The following is a 21,590-nucleotide window of genomic DNA, read 5'->3' on the forward strand; positions in this document are numbered from 1 at the left end:
GCCTACTCCTCGCTGTCCGCCGCCATCGGCAACCCCGGCCAGAGCGACTACGCCTACGCCAACGCCTACGTCGACCACTACCTGGCCGCCCGGCCCGGCCGGAGCGTCTCCGTCGACTGGCCGCTGTGGGCGGAGGGCGGCATGCGGGTCGACGCCGAGGTCACCGAGCGGGCCGCCCGCACCCACAGCGCCAGCCCGCTGCCGACCAGCACCGGCATCGAGCTGTTCGAGCGGGCGCTGGCCGCCGACGACAGCCGGCTGGTTGTCACCCACGCCGACCCCGCCTGGTCCGACGACCGCCTGCCGCTCGCCGACGGCGACCTCGCCGAGCCGCACGCCGCCGCGCTGGGCGGACACGGACCGGACGCCGCCGCGCCGGGCGGACACGGACCGGACGCCATCGCGGTGATCGGCCTGGCCGGACAGTATCCGCAGGCCGCCGACGTCGACGCGTTCTGGCGGCTGCTCGCCGAAGGCCGCGACTGCATCACCGAGGTGCCGCAGGAGCGCTGGGACCACGCGGCGATCCATGACCCGGAGCACGGCAGGCCTGGCCGCACCTACGGCCGCTGGGGCGGGTTCCTGGACGGCATGGACCGCTTCGACCCGGCGTTCTTCGGTATCTCCCGCCGCGACGCCGAACGGATGGACCCGCAGGAACGCCTGTTTCTCACCACCTGCTGGCAGACCCTGCAGGATGCCGGCTACCCGGCGTCCCGGACCACCGCCTCCCCCGTCGGCGTGTTCGCCGGCGTGATGTGGAACCACTACCAGCTGGTGCAGGGCGCTGAGGACGGCGTCCAGCCGACCGCGATGCACGCCGCCGTCGCCAACCGGGTCTCGTACACGCTGAACCTGGCCGGCCCCAGCATGGCCGTCGACACCGCCTGTTCCTCGTCGCTGACGGCCATTCACCTCGCCGTGGAGAGCCTGCGCCGCGGGGAGTGCGAGATGGCGCTGGCCGGCGGCGTGAACGTCGCAGCCCACCCGCAGAAGTACCTGCAGCTCGCCCAGGGCCGCTTCCTCTCCGACGACGGCCGCTGCCGCAGCTTCGGCGCGGGCGGCACCGGCTACGTGCCCGGCGAGGGCGTCGGCGCGGTCCTGCTCAAGCCCCTCGCGAAGGCCGAGGCCGACGGTGACCACATCTACGGGGTGATCCGGGCCACCCGGCTCAACCACACCGGACGGACCAGCGGCTTCACCGTCCCCAGCCCCACCTCGCAGGCCGCGCTGATCCGCGACGCACTGGACGCCGCCGGTCTGCCGCCGTCCGGGATGGGCTACCTGGAGGCTCACGGCACCGGCACCGCGCTCGGCGACCCGATCGAGATCGACGGCCTGCGCAAGGCCTTCGCCGCAGCCGACACCGGGTCGGGCGGCTGCGCGATCGGGTCGGTGAAGTCCAACATCGGACACCTGGAGAGCGCCGCCGGAATCGCCGGCGTCACCAAGACCCTGCTCCAGCTGAAGCACCATCAACTCGCTCCCTCGCTGCACGCGGAGGTGGTCAACCCGGCCATCGACCTCGCCACCACCCCGTTCCGCCTGCAGCGCGAGCTCACCGACTGGCCCGCCCCAGCCGACGGCTCGCCGCGCCGGGCCGGCGTCAGCGCCTTCGGCGCGGGCGGCTCCAACGCGCATCTGGTGCTGGAGGAGTACCGCGCCCCCGCCGATCAGCCCGCCGGCGGCGGACGGGAGCTGATCGTATTGTCGGCGCGCGACGCGGACGCCCTGCGGGTGTACGCCGAGCGGATCCGGGCCGTGCTGCTCGGGTCGGCGGAGCCGTCGCCGGCTGGGGCCGCGGAACTGCGCCGGGTGCTCACCGGCGCCGTCGCCCAGGTGCTGGGCGTCCCCGCCGACGCCGTCGACCCCGCCGAGCCGCTGGTCGACCTCGGAGTCGACCGCACCGGTCTGGCCCTGGTCCGCAAGGTCCTGGACGAGCACCGGCCCGGCCTCGGCCGGCAGCTGCCGGCCGAGGGCGACCGGTCGATCGACCAGCTCGCCGGGCAGCTCGACACCGGGCCGCAGCCCGCCGTCCCGCTCGCCGCCCTGGCCCACACCCTGCGGGTCGGTCGCGACCAGCTGAGCAGCCGCCTCGCCGTCCTCGCCGCCGATCACGCGCAGCTGCTCGCCGCCCTCGACCGCTACCTGAGCGGCGCCGCCCCCGAGACCGGCCAGTACTGGGGACATGAGAGGGCCGGCGCCGCCGGGCCGCGCCCCGAACTCACCGAACTGGTCCGTGCCGGACGGCTGGAGGAGGTAGCAGCGGCATGGAGCGCCGGGGCCGACGTGCCGTGGGCGGACCGTGCGCCGACCGGCCCGGCCCCGCGCCGGGTGTCGCTGCCGGTCCCGCCGCTGCGCGAGGAACGGCACTGGCTGGGCGACTGGCAGCGCCGCAACGGCGAAGCCGTCGTCTCCGCACCGGCGGTGGCCGCCGCGCCGGCCGCTTCCCGGGTGGTCGAGCCGTACCACGGCGACGAGGTCGAACTGCGGGTCCTGGAGCACGGGATCGCGCTGGTCACCATGCGTGACCACGCCCACCGCAACATGTTCACCGCCGGACTGACGCACGGTCTGGAAGCGGCCTTCGCGGAGATCGACACCCGCGAGGACATCCGCGCCGTGGTGCTCACCGGCACCGAGACCGTCTTCAACCTCGGTGCGACCCCGAAGGCCCTGGAAGAGCTGGCCGAGAAGCACACCCGGTTCACCGACACCCCGTTCGTCTACGAGGGCCTGCTGCGCTGCCGCCGCCCCGTGGTCTCCGCGATGCGCGGCCAGGCCTCCGGTGGCGGTCTCGCCTTCGGCCTCTACGCCGACCTGGTGGTGCTCGCCGACGACGGCTCCTACGGGGCGAACTTCCTCAAGTACGGCTTCACGCCCGGCATGGGCGCCACCCTGGTGCTCGAGCAGCGCCTCGGCTGCACCCTGGCCACCGAAATGTTCCTCACCGGCCGCAGCTACCGCGGCGAGGAACTCGTCCGCCGCGGCGCCTCGGTGACCGTCGTCCCGGGGGCGGACGTGCTCTCGACCGCGCTCGACCTGGCCCGCTCGATCGCCGCCAAGCCCGCCGAGGCGGTCGCCGAGGTCAAGGCGGAACTCGCCGGCCGGCTGCTCGCCCGGCTGCCGGAGATCGTCGAGCGCGAGGTCCGGATGCACGAACGGGTGCTCGGGGGAGATTCGTTGGACCTGGTCCGGGAGCACTTCCGGAAGGTCCGCGACTACGGCGCGACGGCCACCGCTGCCGCGCCGGTCGAGGTACCGGTCGCTCCGCCGATCGCCGTGCCCGATGCGGTGCCGGTCGTCACGCCTGCCGCGCCCGTCGAGGTGCCGGTGGCGGCGCAGCCGGTCGACGCCCCCGAGGCCGCGCTCCCCGACCCATCAGAGGTGGAGCGGCTGGTGGTCGCCACGCTCTGCGCAATCGTGTACGCCACCGAGGAGGAGATCGACCGTCAGCTCAGCTTCAGCGAGCTGGGCGTGGACTCGATCGGCGCGGTGGAGATCGTGCGGAGCCTCAACCAGCGCTTCGGCCTCGACATCGACTCGGTCGCCGTCTACGACCACCCCACGGTGGCCCGGCTGACGGCGCACGTCCTGGAGACCGCCGGGCAGGCCCGTGCGCTGCACCGCTCGGCGCTTGCCCCAGCGCCCGCGCCCGCGGCTGCACCCGCTTCCGCGCCGGTGTCTGCCGCGCCGGAGCCGCCGCCGGCGACCGAACCACCCGCCGCACCGCCGGTGCAGCTCGCGCCGCCGGCCCCTGCCGCACCCGTCGCTGCTGCCGCCTCAGTCGCCCAGGTCGCCCCCGCCACCCCCGGACAGGCGCGCCTCCGGCCGCTGCGCGGCACTTCTGTCCAGCCCGTACAGCCCCAGCCCGCCCAGCCGGTTCAGCCGGTTCAGCTCGCCCCGCTCGCGCCCCGGACCGAGGCCGCGGAGCCGTCGCGGCCGCCGGCGCACGACACCGACGGCATCGCGATCATCGGTGTGGCCGGCCGCTTCCCGGACGCCGAGGACCTCGACGCGTTCTGGGCGAACCTGGCCGCCGGCCGGACCAGCATCTCCGAGGTGCCGGAGTCCCGTTGGGGCGCCGGCTGGTTCGACCCGGACCGGCGCGTCCCGGACCGCTCGTACAGCAGGTGGGCGGCACTGCTGCCGGATCTCGGCGGCTTCGACCCGCGGTTCTTCCAGCTGTCTCCGATGGAGGCGGAGGCGATGGACCCGCAGCAGCGCCAGTTCCTGCAGCAGGCGTGGACGGCGCTGGAGGACGCGGGCTACGCGGGCCCGGGGGAGCGGCTCCGGTGCGGGGTGTACGTGGGGGCCAGCGGCGGTGACTACCACCACCTGCTGCGGGCGGCCGGCCATGGGGACACCGGGCAGGCGTTCCTCGGCAACAACATGGCGATCCTGGCGGCCCGGGTCGCGTACCTGCTCGACCTGAGCGGCCCGACGATGACGGTCGACACCGCGTGCTCCTCCTCGCTGACGGCCGTTCACCTGGCCTGCGAGGCGATCCGCGGCGGCGACTGCGAGCTGGCGATCGCGGGCGGTGTGGCGGTCATGACGACGCCGCAGATGCAGGTGTGGAGCAGCCGGGTCGGGATGCTCTCGCCGACCGGCCGGTCCATTCCGTTCGACGCCGACGCGGACGGCATTGTGCTCGGCGAGGGCGTCGGCGCGGTGGTGCTGAAAAGCCTGAGGGCGGCGCTCGCCGACGGCGACCGGATCCACGCGGTGATCAAGGCGAGCGGAGTCAACGGCGACGGCCGCACCAACGGCATCACCGCGCCGAGCGCCACCTCGCAGGCCGAACTGCTGCGCGCGGTGCACCGCCGGGCCGGCGTGGAGGCCGACGACATCGGGTACGTGGAGGCGCACGGCACCGCCACCAACCTCGGCGACCCGATCGAGGTCAAGGCGCTCAACCAGGTGCTGGGCGCCGCCGACGGGCCGGGCTTCACCGCCCTCGGCTCGGTGAAGGCCAACATCGGCCACACCACCACGGCAGCCGGCATCGCCGGACTGCTCAAGGTCGTGCTGGCGCTGCGCCACCGCACGCTGCCCCCGCTGCCCGGCTTCGCCGAGGCCAACCCGAAGCTCGACCTGTCGGGCGGCCGCCTGCGGGTGGTCCGCGAACTGACGCCGTGGAAGCCGGGCGCGAACGGTGTCCGGGTCGGCACGGTCAGCAGCTTCGGCTTCAGCGGCACCAACTGCCATGTGGTGCTCGCCGAACCGCCCGTCCGCCCCGCGCCGGAGCGCCGGCCGGAGGCGGCCCGCTTCCTGGTCCCGCTGTCGGCCCGTACACCCGAGGCGCTCACCCAGGTCGCCGCGGACCTCGCGGAGGCGTTGGAGCGCGACCCCGCGCTGGAACCCGCCGACATCGCCTACACCCGCGCACTGGGCCGCGCCCACCTGCCGGTCCGCGCCGCGCTGATTACCGGTGGCCGCGAGGAACTCCTGGCGCAGCTGCGTGAGTTGACGGCCAACCAGGACGGCCCCGGCTGCTACCTCGCGGACCGCGCGAACCTGGAGGACGCCGCCGGCTCGGAGGACCCGCTGGTGCGGGCGGCCGCCGCGTACGTCCGAGGGGGCACTCCCGACTGGGCGGTGCTCACGGTCGGCGGCCGGCGGGTGGCGGTGCCGACGTACCGCTTCGCGCAGGAGCACTACTGGACCACCGGTCCGGCCGCCGCCGATCACGTGGTGCCTCCCGGCATGGCGGACGACCGCCGGCTCCCGGCTCCGACGCGGCAGGCGGCCCAGGAGCCGGTCCGGCCCGCGGGCCCGGGCGGCGGGGCCGACAGCGTCACGGTGGTGCGCCCCGAGGACCCGGTCGCCACCGACCACCGGGTGGCGGGCCGTCCGATGCTGCCCGGCACGGCGGCGCTCGCGCTGGCCGCCGACCTCGCCGGGCTGCCGTACCGGCTGTCCGCGGTGCGCTGGCTGCGACCGTGCGAGCTGTCGGAGCCGCGTCGGCTGCGGCTGGCGGGGGAGGAGTCGGCGGCGGGCCGGTCGTTCAGGCTGGAGGCAGAGGACGGCGACGGCCCCTACGTGCGCGGCGAGTTCGCGGCGCTGACCGCCGAGGAGGCGGCTGCATTCTCCGCCGAGCCGCCGCTGGACATCGGGTTGACCGCCGACCGCTGCCGGAGCGTCCGGGACGCCGACGAACTGTACGGGGTGTTCCGCGCCGCAGGCCTCGCGTACGGGCCCTCGTTCCGCCGCCTCGAACAGGTGCGGGCCGGCGGCGGTGAGACGCTGGGCACGCTGCGTCCCGCCGACGGGCCCGCCGGGTGGCAGGGGCTCACAGCGGTGCTGGACGCCGGGCTGCAGGTGCTCGCCCCGCTGCTGGACGCGGACGGCCCCCAGGCGCTGCTGCCGTTCGCCGTGGACCGGGTGACGGTGCTGCGCTCGCCCGGACTCGCCCGGTACTCGTACGCCCGGCGCACCGGCAAGGACCGGTTCACCGTGTCGCTGACCGACGGATCCGGCGTGCTGTGCGTCCGGTTCGACGGCGTCTCACTGCGCGCGGTGCCCCGCCCGGCGGCTGCCGCCGCCGCGGTGCCCGAGGGCCCGGGGATCTTCCGGCCGGTCTGGGAGAACGCCGGGCCCGCCCCGGCGGAGGCCGCGGGTGGTGGCACAGTGCTGATCTGCCACCCCGAGGCCGCAGGCGCGCTCGCCACCGAACTGAGGGACGTCCACCGGAACTGCCACGTCCGCATCGTGGGCCACCACGACATCGACGCGGTGACCGAGGTCCCCGACCTCGTCTACTTCCTCACCGACCCGGCGCCCGCCCACCGGCCCGAGCAGGACGGGAGCGTGCCGGCGATGCTCCGGCTGGTCCAGCGGCTGCTGGCCCTCGGTGCGGCGCACACCGGACTCGCCGTCCGCGCCGTCCTGTTCGGCGCGGTAGCGGTGACCGGCGGCGAGCCGCTGCGGCCGCACGCGGCCGGGCTGCTCGGCCTGTGCGCCGCCGCCGCCGCCGAGTACCCGAGCTGGACGGTCGGCTGCGTGGACGCCGGGACGACCCAGGCCGCCCCCGGGCAACTGGCCGTGCTCCTCGCCCGCGAACCCGCCGCCGACCGACTGATCGCGCTGCGCGACGGGCAGCGCCTGCGGCGCACCCTGCGGGCCGCCCGGCCGACCGGCGGCGACCTGCCCTGGCGCGAGGGCGGCGCGTACGTGATCCTCGGTGGAGCGGGCGGCCTCGGCCGTACCCTCGGCCGCCACCTCGCGCGCACCCACCGGGCCCGGCTGGCGCTGATCGGCCGCCGCGCCCAGGACCCGGCGATCGATGCGGCGCTCGCGGAGATCGCCGAACTCGGCGGCGAGGCCGTCTACTTGCAGGCCGACGCCGCCGACCCGGCGCAGCTCGACCGTGCGGTGGCCGCCGCCCGGGCCCGCTTCGGCACTCTGAACGGCGCCGTGCACGCCGCCCTCGACCTGCGGGACCGGACGCTGCTGCACGCCGACCCGCAGACCTTCCGCGAGGTGCTCGCGCCCAAGGTGTCAGGCACCGCCGCGTTCGCCGACGCGTTGCGCGAGGACTCGCTCGACCTGCTGGCGGTGTTCTCCTCCGCGGTCTCCTTCACCGATTCGGCGGGCCAGGCCGCCTACGCCGCGGCCAGCACCTTCCAGGACGCCTACGCGCAGTGGCTGGACTCCCGGGTCCCGTACCCCGTGCAGGTGCTCAACTGGGGCTTCTGGGGCAGCGTCGGGGTGGTTGCCGACGAGCGCTACGGCGAGCGGCTGGCCGCCTTCGGCGTCGGCTCGATCGAACCCGAGGAGGGGCTCGCCGCGCTCGACCGGGTGCTCGCCGCCGGCCTGCCGCAGGCCGTGGTGGTCAAGGCCGACGCACGTGGACTGGCCCGGCTCGGCGTTCGCGCCGAGGCCGACGATCCGCTGGCCCGGGCCCGGGCCGGCTTCGTCGCACTGGACATGGTGGCCGCCGACCTGCTCCGTGCCGAGTTCGCCGCACTGCCGGAACTGCCGCCGTTGGAAGAGCCTTCGACGTTCGACGAGTTCGCCGACCGGCTCGGCGCCGGCGGCCGCAACCGCTCCGTGCTGGGCGCGGTACTGCGGGTGCTGGAACGGGCCGGCGCGGCCACCCTGGACAGCGACGGCACGCTGACCTTCCGGCGCGCCCTGCTCGACCCGGCGCGGCTACCGGTCACCGAGTTCGCCGCCGCCCACCCCGCGATGGCGCCGCACCTGACCCTGCTCCAGGTCTGCGTGGCCGGCGTCCCCGGCATCCTGTCCGGCCGGGTCGCCGCCACCGAGGTGCTGTTCCCGAAGGGCTCGCCCGCCCTTGTCGAACCGGTCTACGCCGACGGACCGGGCGCCGAGCACTTCCACCGGCTGATGGCCGCCGAGGTGGTCGGCTCCGCGCAGCGGCTCACCGGCGGCGAGTGGCCGCTGCGGATCGTCGAGATCGGCGCCGGCACCGGCTCCGCCACCCGCCATGTGCTGGCCGCCTGCGCCGCGGCCGGCCTGCCGACCGCATACCGCTACACCGACATCTCGCCGGCCTTCCTGCGCCACGGCGAGGCCAACCACCCGGCACCCGGCACGCGTTACGAGCTGCTGGACATCGAGCGCGACCCCACCGCCCAGGGCTTCGATCCGGGCTGCGCCGACGTCGTGCTGGCCACCAACGTGCTGCACGCCACCCGGGACATCGGCCGCACCCTGGCCAACGTCCGCACCCTGCTGCGGCCCGGCGGCGTGCTCGCCGTGAACGAGGTGACCAGCTCCTCCGAGTTCGTCACCCTCACCTTCGGCCTCACCGAAGGCTGGTGGCGATTCGAGGACCCGCGGCGCCGCCTCCCGGACTCGGCGCTGCTCGGCCCCGCCCAGTGGCGGGCCGTCCTCGCCGATGCGGGATTCCGGGTGACGGGGGTGCGCGGCATCCCCGGCACCCCCGAGGACGAACTCGAGCAGTGCCTGGTGACGAGCGAACGGGAGTTGAACGTGACAGCCGAGCAGACACCGGCGCTGACCGCGGCCCAGATCCGCGGCTACGTGCGGCAGGTCTTCGCCGAGGTGCTGAAGTTCCGTGCCGCCGAACTCGACGACCACGCGACCTTCGAGACGTACGGGATCGATTCGCTGGTCGGCCAGAACATCCTGTACCGGATGGAGCAGGACCTCGGTGCGCTGCCCGCCACCCTGCTGTTCGAGCATCTCACCATCGATCAGCTCGCCAACCACCTGCGCACCGACCGTGCCGAGCAGCTGACCGCGCTGCTCCGGCCCGCTGCGCCGCCCGTCGAGGCCGCGCCGCCGGTACCGCCCGCCCCGCCCGCCCCGGTCGTGCAGGCTGCCCCGGTCATGCAGACGCCGCCCGTGCCTGCCACGGAACCGGCCCGGCACCGCCCGGCAGCGCATGACGAGGCCGCAGACATCGCGGTGATCGCCGTCAGCGGACGCTACCCGGGCGCGCCGGACGTGGAGACCTTCTGGCGCAACCTGGAGGACGGTCGCGACGCCGTCACCGAGGTCCCCGCCGACCGCTGGGACTGGCGGCCCACCTTCGACGCCAGGCGCGGCCGCAGCGACCGCAGCTACAGCCGGTGGGGCGGATTCCTCGACGACATCGACAAGTTCGACCCCGCCTTCTTCAACATCCTGCCGCGCGACGCCGCCGACATCGACCCGCAGGAACGCCTGTTCCTGGAGACCTGCTGGGACCTGCTCGACCGGGCCGGCTACCTCGGCAGCTCCACCCACGAGACGATGACCGGGGTGTTCGCCGGCGTCATGTACGGCTCGTACGGGCGGCTCGCCGCCACCGGCTGGGCGCGCGGCAAGCTCTCCGGCGCGCACTCCGCGTACTGGTCGGTGGCCAACCGGGTCTCCTACCACTTCGACTTCCAGGGCCCCAGCTTCGCCGTCGACTCCGCCTGCTCCTCCTCGCTGACGGCGGTCCACCTCGCCGTCGAGAGCCTCCGCCGTGGCGAGTGCCGGATGGCCGTCGCGGGCGGCGTCAACCTGATCCTGCACCCCGCGCACCACGTGTCGCTGTCCGCGCTCAACATGCTGGCCGAGGACGGCGCCTGCAAGGTCTTCGACGAGCGCGCCGACGGCTTCGTACCCGGAGAGGGCGTCGGCGCGGTGCTGCTCAAGCCGCTCGCCGACGCCGAGCGCGACGGCGACGAGATCCTCGCCGTGATCAAGGGCAGCACCGTCAACGCCGGTGGCAGGACCGGCGGCTACACGGTCCCCAACCCGCAGGCGCAGGCCACGCTGATCGCTGAGGCCGTGCGCCGCTCCGGCGTCGACCCGCACACCATCGGCAGCCTGGAGGCGCACGGCACCGGCACCGCCCTCGGCGACCCGATCGAGATCGCCAGCCTCACCCGGGCCTTCGAGGAACTGGGCGCCTCTCCTGAGGAGTTCCGCTGCGCCGTCTCCTCCGTCAAGGCCGCCATCGGCCACCTGGAGGGCGCGGCCGGCATCGCCGGACTCACCCGGGCGCTGCTCCAGCTCCAGCACGGCCGGATCACCCGGTGCGTCAACCTGGAGAACGTCAACCCGAAGATCCCCTTCGCCGGTTCGCCGTTCTACCTGCCCCGCGAGACCGTCGCCTGGCCCGCCCCCGCCGACGGATCCCCGCGCCGGGCCGGCGTCAGCGCCTTCGGCGCGGGCGGTGCGAACGCCCACGTGGTGCTGGAGGAATACCGACCCCGCACCGCCCCCGCGATGCCCCGACTGCCCGGCGGCGAGCAGCTTTTCCTGCTCAGCGCGCGCACCCGGGGCCAGCTGGTCCGCTACGCCGAGCGGGTCGCCGAACTGCTCTCCACCCCCGAGGGCGCCGAGCTCCCGCTCGCCGCACTGGCCCGCACCAGCCAGACCGGGCGGCGCGAGATGGCCGAGCGGCTCGCGGTACTGGCCACCGACACCTCCCAACTCGCGGACAGACTGCGCGACTTCGTCGGCGGTACGGCGAGCGCCGGGGTGGTCGTGGGCAGCGTCGGCGGGGACTCCGGCGGCTGGTCGCTGCTCGACGACGAGGACGGGGCCGCGCTGGTCGCCACCATCCTGGCGAAGCGCCAACTCCCCAAGCTGGCCCGGCTCTGGACGGCCGGAGTGCCCGTCGACTGGCATGTCTGCTGGCCCGCGCCGCACCCCCGCCGGGTCCAGCTGCCGCCCTACCCGTTCGAGCGCAGCCGCCACTGGCTGCCCGACTACACCGCCGAGCCGCCTCCCGCCACCACGGCGCCCGCCGCACCGGCCGAGCCCGCCACCGTCTGTCGCTACCTGCGCCCGGTCTGGGAACCCGCCCCGCTCGCTCCCACCGCCCCCCGGCTCCCGTCGACGGTGCTGATCGTCGCGGTGGACGAGGAACTCGGCGCCGAACTCGCCCGCCGACTCGACGGGGGCGGCACCCGGTCCATCCTGGCCCGCCCCGGCGCCGTCTTCGCCGCCACCGGGGAGGACCGGTACACGGTGGCCACCGGCGACCGCGAGGACCTGCGGCGGCTCGCCGCCCGGCTCGCCGAGACCGGCGCCCTGCCGAACGCGGTCGTGGTCGCCGCCGGCGCCGGCGCGGCCGATCCGGACGCCGGATTCCTCCCACTGCTGTGGTCCTGCACCGCCCTGCTGGCCACCGCTCCCGCGGGCACCCCGCTGCGCGCCGTCTACGCGCACCGCGGAGCGCCGCTGGACGCCCAGCCCGAGCACACCGCCGTCGCCGCCGCACTGCGCAGCCTCGCCATGGAGCACAGCCGCTTCACCGGCAGCTGTCTCGCGGTCGGCCCGGAGGGGGACACTGCCGGGCGGATCCTCGCCGAACTCACCGCGCCCGCCGCGGACGACCCGGTGGCCCAGTCCGGCTACCAGGACGGGGCCCGACTGCTGCGCCGGCTCGCCGAGTTCACCCCGGCCACCGGCGGCGAGCCCGCCGACCTCGCGCTCCGCCCCGGCGGCACGTACCTGATCACCGGCGGCACCGGAGCCCTCGGCGTCCGGGTCGCCGAGTTCATGGCCGTCCACGGCCGCCCGCTCAACCTGATCCTGGTCACCCGCAGCGGACCCGACCGCGACGCCCGCGACCGACTCGACAAACTCGCCGGCAACGGCGTCACCGTGCAGTGGGAGCGCGCCGACGTCACCGACTCCGAACAGATCCGCCTGGTGGTCGAGGAGACCATCGACCTCTACGGCGCACTGCACGGCGTCATCCACGCCGCAGGGGTCGTGCACGACGGCCGCGCCGTCGACAAGAAGCGCGCCGCGGTCGAGGCCGTGCTCGCCCCGAAGCTCGCCGTCGCCCACCTCGACAACGCGATCGGCGAGCAGCCGCTCGACTTCTTCGCCGTCTTCTCCTCGCTGGCCGGTGAGGTCGGCAATCTCGGCCAGGTCGACTACGCCTACGCCAACGCCTACCTGAACGGCTTCGCCGAGACCCGGGAACGCCTGCGCGGGCAGGGACTGCGGAACGGACGCACCGTCGCCATCGCCTGGCCGCTGTGGAAGGACGGCGGCATGCGGGTCGACGAGGCCACCCTCCGGCTGTACGCCCAGCGCTGGGACATGCTCCCGATGACCACCGAGACCGGCCTGCGGGTGTTCTGCCAGGCCCTGGCCGGCGAGGAGCCGGTGCTGGTCGTTGTCGAGGGCGCGGCCTCTGCGGCGCCCGAGGCCGCGCCCGCCCCCGTACAGGTGTCCGCTCCGGCCCTGGCGCCCGTCCATGCGGCGGTCGACCCGAATCTCGTGGTGCGGGCCGAACTGCGCCGGATCGCCGCCGGGTTCCTGCTGGTCGACGAGCACGAGGTCGACATGGACGCGGAGCTCCTGGACTCCGGCTTCGACTCGATCACGCTCACCCAGCTCTCGGTCGACGTCAACGAGACCTACGGTCTCGACCTGCTGCCCACCGTCCTGTTCGAATGCCCGACCCTCGACGACTTCGCCCGCTACCTGGTGACCCACCACGCCGACGAGATATCCCGGACGGCCGGTCGGAGGGCGGCCCCCGTCGCCGAGCCGGCGCCGGAGCCGGTGGCGCCCGCGGCGGTGGCGACGCCCCAGCCGGTCGCACCCGCCGCCGTCGTCGAGCCGGACCCGGACCCGGACCCGGACCCGGACCCGGACCCGGAGCAGCTGTACGGCCCGACGCCCATCGCGGTCGTCGGCGTCGCCGGCCGGCTGCCCGGCTCGGCCGACCTCGACGAGTTCTGGCGGCACCTCGCCGCCGGGGACCACCTCGTCGGCCCCGTCCCCGCCGACCGCACCGACCTCCGGAAGGACCCGGAGACCCGGGAACTGCGCGGCGGGTTCCTTGAGAACATCGCCGACTTCGACGCCGCCTTCTTCGGGATCTCCGCCACCGAGGCGGGCCTGATGGACCCGCAGCAGCGGCTGTTCCTCGAGGTCGTGTGGCGGGCCGTGGAGAACGCGGGCTACCGGTCGTCCGAACTCGCGGGCAGCGCCACCGGTCTGTTCGCGGGGGTCTCCACCACCGACTACGACGACCTGATGCGCACCAACGGCGTCCCGGTCCAGGCGCACACCGCCACCGGCCTGTCGCACGCGGTGCTCGCCAACCGCATCTCCCGGCTGCTCGACCTGCGCGGCCCCAGCGAGGCCGTGGACACCGCGTGCTCGAGCGCGCTGGTTGCGATCCACCGGGCAGCGAGAGCGATCCTGGACGGCGACTGCGACCTCGCGATCGCCGGCGGCGTCAACGCGACGCTCAGTCCCGGCCTGTTCACCGCGTTCACCAAGTCCGGGATGCTCAGCCCCGACGGCCGGTGCAAGACCTTCGACGCCGCCGCCGACGGCTACGTGCGAGGCGAGGGCGCGGGCGCTGTGGTGCTCAAGCGGCTCGACCGGGCACAGGCCGACGGCGACCACATCCACGGCGTGATCCGGGCCACCGCCGTCAACCACGGCGGCCGCTCCACCTCGCTCACCGCCCCCAATCCCGAGGCCCAGGCCCAGGTCCTGGTCCAGGCGTACAACCGGGCCGCACTGTCGCCGGACACCGTCAGCCACGTCGAGGCGCACGGCACCGGGACCTCGCTCGGCGACCCGGTGGAGACCGAGGGCCTGAAGCGCGCCTTCGCCCAGCTGTCCGCCGAAGCCGGCCTGCCGCCGGCCGGCCGCCCGCACATCGCGCTCGGCGCGGTGAAGACCAACATCGGCCACCTGGAAGCCGCGTCCGGCATCGCCGGCGTGCTGAAGACCCTGCTCAGCATGAAGCACCGTCAACTGCCCGCCACCCTGCACCTGACCGAACTCAATCCGTACCTGCGCCTGGACGGCACCCCTTTCTACGTCAACGACCGCACCGCGCACTGGGCCGGTGTCGACGACGGCACCGGCCGGACCGTCCGCCGGGCGGGCGTCAGCTCCTTCGGCTTCGGCGGCTCCAACGCGCACGTGGTGCTTGAGGAGTACCGCGACGAGACCCCGGCTTTCACCGAACTCCCTGCCGCCGCACAGCTGTTCCCGCTCTCTGCGCCGACCGCCGCCGCCCTGCGCGACTACGCGGCGACACTCGCCCGGCATCTGGAGGCCAACCCCGACGCCGAGCCCGCCCGCGTCGCCTGGACCCTGCAGACCGGACGCGACGCCCACGCCGAACGCGTGGTCCTCACGGCCGCCGACCGCGGCCCGCTGCTGGCTCAACTCGTCGCCGTCGCGCGGGGCGAGCGGATCGACGGCCCCTCCGACCCCGCCGCCCGCGAGTGGCTCGACACCGGCCGGACCGCATGGGCGTCCCACTGGCCCGCCACCCGCCCGCGACGCCTCCCGCTCCCCGGCTTCCCCCTCAACCCCGTGCGCCACTGGTTCACCCCCCGCGCCACCACCCCTGCCCCGGCGGCCCCGGCAACCGCTGAGCCTTCGGCGGCCCCGGTGACCGCTGTGACTCAGGTGGCCCCGGCGACCGTCGAGTTCCCGGCCCGCACCGCCCTGCCGCTCCCGACACCTGGCACCACCCCGGCCCGCACCGCGGGCGGCCTGATCAAGCTGACCGCAACGGCGACTACAACTCCGGTGCCGGGCACAGCGGTTGTCGACCCAGACCCAGACCCGACCCCCGCCGTTGCCGCCGTCCCGGCCCCTGCCCCTGCCCCTGCCCCTGCCCCGGCCCCTGCCCCGGCCCCTGTCGTCGTCCAGGTGTCGGAGGCGGTCCGGGAGGAGGTCGCCGGGCTGATCCACTCACGGCTGGCGGAGATCCTCGGCCTGGACCCGGCGACGATCCTGATGACCAGTTCGTTCGTCGACCTCGGCCTCGACTCGATCTTCCGGATGGAACTGGTCCGCGACCTCAACGACCGCTATGGCCTGGACCTCAAGGCGTCCGAGCTCTACGACTACGACAACGTCGAACAGTTGACCGCCGCCGTGGTGGCCGCCATGGAGGATCAGCCGGCACCCGAACAGCAGTCGGTGCCGGCACAGGCACCGGCGCCAGAGCCCGTCCCCGTTCCCGTCGTCGCGCCGTCCGTCGAGTCCGCGCTCGACCCGCAGGAGCTGCTTGTCGACCTGATCTCGATGATCTCGGGACGCACCCTGACCCCGGGGGTCGCGTTCGTCGACGACGGCCTGACGTCCTTCGACATGCTGCGCACCGTGAGCGCGCTGGAAAAGCGCTTCGGTGCCCAGCGCAAGACCCTGATGTTCGACCACCCTACGGTGTCCGCCCTGACCGAGCACCTGCTCGCCGAGTACGGCCCGGCGACGGCCGGTGGCCTGCGCGAGGCGCTGTCGTCGACGGCGGCCGGTCCGGAGCAGCCCGCCGCCCCGACGGCGGCCGCGGCGCGGGCGGAGCAGCCGGTCGGCGGCTGGACGGTGCTGCGCAAGCGGCAGTTGCCACAGCGGGCGGAGCTGGCGGCGGTGGTCGCGGAGGTCGACGCGCGGTGGGCGAAGGAGGGCGGCCTGGCGGGGCGTGACATCGCGCCGCTGATGTTCCTGGGCGCCGAGCGGGAGGGATACTTCAACTTCTCGCGGAAGGGCGGGGTGCTGTTCGCGTGGAGCTATGCCGGCTCGCGCGAGTACTTCCCGAAGCTGATCGAGCAGTACGTCGCCTACGCGGACCGGCACGGCCTGCAGCCCAACTTCCTCTCGCTGGAGCACATCGAGTCCGTGGCCGGCCGGCCGTTCAGCGCCACGCCGTTCGGCGCGGTGCAGCGGCTGGACGATCTGAGCACCTTCACCATGGAGGGCAGCCGGATGCGCCGGCTGCGCTACATGGTGAACCGGTTCGCCGCGGCGGGGGAGTGCACCACCGAGGAGTACCAGGTGGGCAGCGATCCCGCGGTCGACCAGGAGATCGTGGCGATGATGAGCCGCTGGGGCGAGACCAAGCAGATGGTCAACCCGTACGTGGCGGTGGTCAGCGAGGAGATCGGCCGGGGTCAACTCGCCGAGCGTCACCGGATGTTCCTCACCCGGGTGGACGGCGAGCTGGCCAGCGCGATCATCGTGACGAAGATTCCGTCGGAGTCCGGCTGGCTGCTCGACCTGGAGTTCTACCCGAAGGAGGCGCCGCTCGGCGGCCTGGAGTTCGCGATCGTCCGGATCATCGAGACGCTGGCGGCCGAGGGCGTCGGGATCTTCAGCTTCGGCGCGAGCTTCGGCGTCAAGGCGGGCGAGTCCCTGAACTCCTCGCCCGAGGTGGAGAACGGCCTGTCCGAGCTGCGGTCGGTCGGCATCTTCGACGAGGGCAACTTCCAGTTCAAGAACAAGTTCCGGCCGACCAACTCGACGATCTACCTGTGCCAGCCGGACGACGAGCGGCGCAGCGCGGTCGCCGACGTGATCCTGATGATCGCCAGCCCGGACCTGGACACCACCGCGCCGGAGGCCCTCGACGACCTCCCGGCCACGTCCAACTCCAACTCCAGCTGCAAGTCCGACTCCAAGGCCCCGGTCCGGACCGCCGCGCCCGCGCCGGCCGCGGCTCCCGCTCCGGAGCATCCGGTGCCCGCCGGCGCCGCCGCTCCGCAGCCGGCCGGCAGCGACTCGGCGCACGGCCACAACCCGATCACCCTGCCCACCTCCGCGGTGCGGTTCGACCTGATCACCGACTCGTGGGCCGAGCTCACCACCCCGGCGGTGACCGAACGGATGGCCCGGCTGACCGAGGCGGCGGCGGGCGTGGAGCTCGGGGCGGAGGGCCTGCCCCGGGTGCCGTGGCTGGACTTCGAGTGCGTGGTGCCGACCCCGTCGGGGCGGACCGCGGAGGCGCTGCTGTGCCGTTCGTGGCCGGGGATCCGGCAGGCGGTCGTGCACAACGGGCTGTTTCCGACCCTGCTGATGAGCCTCGCCGACAACGGCTTCGAGCCGGTCGCGCTGTCCGACTGCCGGCCCGTCACCAGGACCGGCCCGTTCCGGGATGTCGACGTGACAGCCCTGCAGCGGATCCTCGCGGAGCGGCCGGGCGGGGTGTCGATGATCTGCCTGGAACTCAGCGACAACGCTCAGGGCGGCTACCCGATCTCACTGGCGAACCTGCGCGAGGTGCGCCGGATCGCGGTGGCGGCCGGGATCCCGCTGGTGCTCGACGCCACCCGGGCGCTGGAGAACGCGGCGTTCGTGGTGGAGCACGAGGTGGGCCAACAGGGCCGGAGCATATGGAAGGTGACGGCAGATCTGCTGGCCACCGCCGACGCGGTGACGATGGGCCTGTCGAAGGACTTCGGCATCGACTTCGGCGGTCTGGTCGCCACCTCCCGCCCGGGCCTGGTCGAGCAGCTGCGGGAGCAGGTGTCGACCCGCGGCCACCAGATCAACCTGGCGGGCCGGCGGCAGATCGCGGCGGCCCTGGCGGACTCCGGCGGCGTCGCCGAGCAGGTGGGCCGGCGCCGGGCCGCGGTGAAGATGCTGTGGAACCTGCTGTCGCGGGCGGGTCTGCCCGTGATCGGCCCGGCGGCCGGGCACTGCGTGCTGCTGGACACCACCGCGATGAAGCAGTTCGCGGACTTCGAGCACCCGGTGCCCTCCTGCCTGGACTGGATCTTCGAGCACACCGGCGTCCGGGGCGGCCCGCACCTGGCCACCGGCGCGGGCGCGGCGCCGCTGATTCGGCTGGCGGTCCCGGTCGGCACCGAGACCTCGGACATCCGGGAGATCGGCAAGCGGCTGGCCCGGCTGTACCGTTCCGGCCCGGCGCCGGTCGAGCTCATCCCGGTCGACCTGACCGCGGCCCCCGCGCAGGCGGTGTTCCACCCTGCGGCGGTGGTGCCGGAGGACATCAAGGCGGCACTGCGCGCGGGCGTCCGCGCGAAGGACGACAACCTGGGCGTGCTGACCGACTTCGGCGCGCCGGTGGAGCACCGGATCGTCAGCATCCCGCAGGGCGGCGAGGTGGAGGCCTTCATGGCGGGCAACGGGCCGACACTGCTGTTCATCCACCCGTTCAACATCGGGGCGGGCGTGTTCCGCCACCAGTTCGCGGATCTGTCCGACCGCTACCGGGTGGTGGTGTTGCACGCCCCGGGCGTCGGCCGCACGAACGCCTCCGCCGACCTGACCCTGCAGGGCCTCGCCGAGGTACACCGAGCTGCGCTGCGCGAACTCGGCGCGACCGGCCCGGTGCACCTCGCGGGTGCCTCGTTCGGCGGCCTGACCGCGCAGACCTACGCGCTGGAGCACCCGGACGAGGTGGCGTCGCTGACCCTGATCTGCAGCTCGTACAAGTGCGCCAACCGGGTCGGCGAGGTCAACCGCCTGGACGTGGTGCTGCAGGAGGACTTCGACAAGATCGCCGCCGGCGGCGCGGGAGCTCCCGACGAGCAGCGGCGCCTGCAACTGGAGGAGGTGCTGCTGCGTTCCGAGAGCATGGACCCGCAGACCGGTCTGCGCTACCTGGACGTGTTCGCCACCGAGCCGGACCTGCTGTCCCGGCTGCCCCTGATCGCGGTGCCGACGCTGATCATCCAGGGCCGTTACGACTCGGTGATCCCGCAGAAGACCGCACACCTGCTGCACGGCGCGGTTGCCGACTCCCGGTACGCGGAGATCGACGGAGCCGGCCACTTCCCGGCGCTCACCCAGCCGGAGGTGTTCAACTCCGTTCTCGCCGGGTTCCTCTCCGAGCACGACACCGGGCACGACACCGAGCTCGACACACCGACCACTGTGAAGGGGGCGCAGTGATGCCCGGGACCGAGGATTCGCTGCTGCGGCCAGAGGTGTGGCGCGCCCCCGACGGCTCGGTCGGCCGGCTGGTCACCGTCAAACCCGGTATGTGCGGGCACAATTCGCTGTTCATCGGCCAGGTGGGCGACTGGACCTGGGAGACTGTCAGCGAGGTCTGCGGCACCGACGCGTTCAACGCGGTCAACGACCGGGGCCGGCCCACCTACCTCTCCTTCTACTACTTCAGGGTCCGCTCCGGCGGGCAGCTTCACACGGGCGCGCTGACCTTCGGCGACCGGATCGAGACCACCTCGCGGGTGTTCGGCTACGGCAGCGAGTCGGTGCTGACCCTGCACCGGATCCGCCGGGTGCCGCCCGGCTCCGAGGCGAAGCCCGAACAGGGCCTGGATCCCGACGAGTTCTTCGCAGCCCGGCAGCCCGACTGCCTGTACGTGCAGAACTTCAACCGTTGGGTCACCCGTAGTCACGCCGGCAGCAACGAGGGACTGATCACCTCCGCGCCGGCCGACTTCCGGCACGCCCACCTGCCGCACCTGCCCGCCGCCTACTCGCCGCGGGCGGCGTACGGGTCGGCCCGGGTCCGGCAGACCTTCCACGACCCGCAGGACCCGGAGTGGGAGGAGCTGGTGGCCGCGGACGAGGTCGAGTACCCGATCGACATCACCCGCGACATCAACGGCGTCGGACTCCTCTACTTCGCCTCGTACTTCTCCATCATCGACGGTGCCCTGCTCAAAATGTGGCGGAACCAGGGACGCGCCGACCGTAGATTCCTCGATCGAACGGTGCTGGATCACCAGCTCTGCTACCTCGGCAATGCCGACGCCGACTCGGTGCTGCGGATCCGGCTGCGCTCCTGGCGGCGCCGTGACGACCCGGCCGAGGAACGCTGGAACGCGGTGGTCGAGGACGCCGCGAGCGGCCGCTGCCTGGCGGTCTGCACCCTGCACGTACGACTGGAGGGCTCGAATGCCGCAGCGCAGTGATACCGACCGCGCCGCAGTGACCCGCCTGGTGCACGAGACCGTCGCCGCCATCCTGCCCCAGGTGCCCGTCGAGCAGATCACCGGCGACAAGCACCTCAAGGACCTCGGCGCGGACTCGGTGGACCGGGTGGAGATCATCATGGCGCTGATCGACGCGCTCGGAGTGCGCGAGCCGATGGCCGGCTTCAGCACCGTGCCCGACATCGACGCCCTGATCGACTTCCTGGTGGAGGTGAAGCAGCGATGACCGTCCGGATCGGCATCGAGGCGCTGAACGTCCACGCCGGCTTCGCCCAACTGTCCACCGCCGAGCTGTTCGAGGGCCGCGGCCTGGACCGGGAGCGGATCGGCCACCTGATGATGCGGGCCCGCTCGATCGCCCTGCCCTGCGAGGACCCGATCACCAACGCCGTCAACGCGGCCGCTCCGATCGTCAACCGGCTCGCCCCGCAGGACAAGGAGCGGATCGAACTGATCCTCACCTCCAGCGAATCCGGCGTCGACTTCAGCAAGTCGATCGCCTCGTACGTCCACGAGTTCCTGGGCCTCAGCCGCAAGTGCCGGGTGATGGAGGTCAAGCAGGCATGCTACGCCGCCACCGGCGCCCTGCAGATCGCCGCCGGCTACCTGGCCTCCGGCGTCTCCCCGGGCGCCAAGGCGCTGGTGATCGCCACCGACGTGTCCATGGTGGACGCCCGGGCCGGCTACGCGGAACCCGCCACCGGCACCGGCGCCTCCGCCATGCTGCTCGGCGATGATCCTCGGGTCCTCGCCCTCGACCTCGGCGCGTTCGGCACGCACGCCTACGAGACCATGGACTCGGCGCGGCCGATGCCGGACTACGACATCGCTGACGTCGACGGCTCGCTGTTCGCCTACCTGGACTGCGTGTCCAACAGCTTCACCGACTACTGCGGCAAGGTCGCCGATGTCGACCTGCAGACCACCTTCGACCAACTCGCCCTGCACACCCCGTTCGCCGGGCTGGTCAAGGCCGCACACCGCAAACTCATGCGGGAACATGCCCGAGCCACCCCTGACGCCATCGAGGCGGACTTCGCCGCCCGGGTGTCGCCTTCGCTGGTCTACCCCAGCCAGGTCGGCAACCTCTGTTCCGGCTCCGTCTACCTGGCCCTGGCCAGCCTCATCGACAACGCCCCGTACCGGGGCACCGCCCGGGTCGGCCTGTTCTCGTACGGCTCGGGCTGCGCCTCCGAGTTCTTCAGCGGACTCATCGACGAGGGTTCCCGCGCCGCGCTCGCCGAGCTGGACATCGCGGGCCGGCTGACCGCACGAGTTCCGCTGGGCTTCGCCGAGTACACCGAGCTGCTCGCCGAGAACAGCCGCTGTCTGGTCCCGGTCGAGAACCGCAAGATCGAGGTCGAGCGCTACCTGCGCTTCCTCGACGCCCGCCCCGGCGGCCGGGAGCCGCTGCTGGCGTACCGCGGCACCGAGGGCTACCACCGCACCTACGAGTGGGTCTAGGAGAACAACGAG

Annotated in this window: 4 protein-coding genes (1 of these 4 only partly in view); all 4 read left to right on the top strand. The window is 73.6% G+C overall.

The genetic code is table 11. The features are described 5' to 3' along the window. Tightly spaced (each overlapping or abutting the next), the 4 genes in view from OIE49_RS32635 to OIE49_RS32650 form a layout consistent with a single transcriptional unit that may run on beyond the window. Window positions 1–19,104, top strand: the 3' portion of a protein-coding gene (locus tag OIE49_RS32635) for an SDR family NAD(P)-dependent oxidoreductase (RefSeq protein ID WP_326805429.1). It extends 2,226 nt beyond the left edge of the window; the window shows 19,104 of its 21,330 coding nt (coding positions 2,227–21,330); its start codon lies off the left edge, out of view; its stop codon occupies window positions 19,102–19,104. Further along, window positions 19,104–20,093: an LnmK family bifunctional acyltransferase/decarboxylase gene (locus OIE49_RS32640; RefSeq protein WP_100570195.1), complete on the top strand. Its 990-nt coding sequence runs from the start codon at window positions 19,104–19,106 to the stop codon at window positions 20,091–20,093. Before OIE49_RS32635 ends, OIE49_RS32640 begins: the two co-directional genes overlap by 1 nt. Continuing rightward, a complete protein-coding gene (locus OIE49_RS32645; protein ID WP_326805430.1) occupies window positions 20,077–20,340 on the top strand; it encodes an acyl carrier protein in 264 nt (87 codons plus the stop codon). The genes OIE49_RS32640 and OIE49_RS32645 overlap by 17 nt, the downstream gene beginning before the upstream one ends. After that, window positions 20,337–21,578, top strand: coding sequence for a hydroxymethylglutaryl-CoA synthase family protein (locus tag OIE49_RS32650; RefSeq protein WP_326805431.1), 1,242 nt, complete (start codon window positions 20,337–20,339; stop codon window positions 21,576–21,578). Before OIE49_RS32645 ends, OIE49_RS32650 begins: the two co-directional genes overlap by 4 nt. The last annotated feature ends 12 nt before the right edge of the window (window positions 21,579–21,590 follow it).

It is taken from the genome of Streptomyces sp. NBC_01788 (assembly GCF_035917575.1).
In the GTDB taxonomy this organism is placed as follows: Bacteria; Actinomycetota; Actinomycetes; order Streptomycetales; family Streptomycetaceae; genus Streptomyces.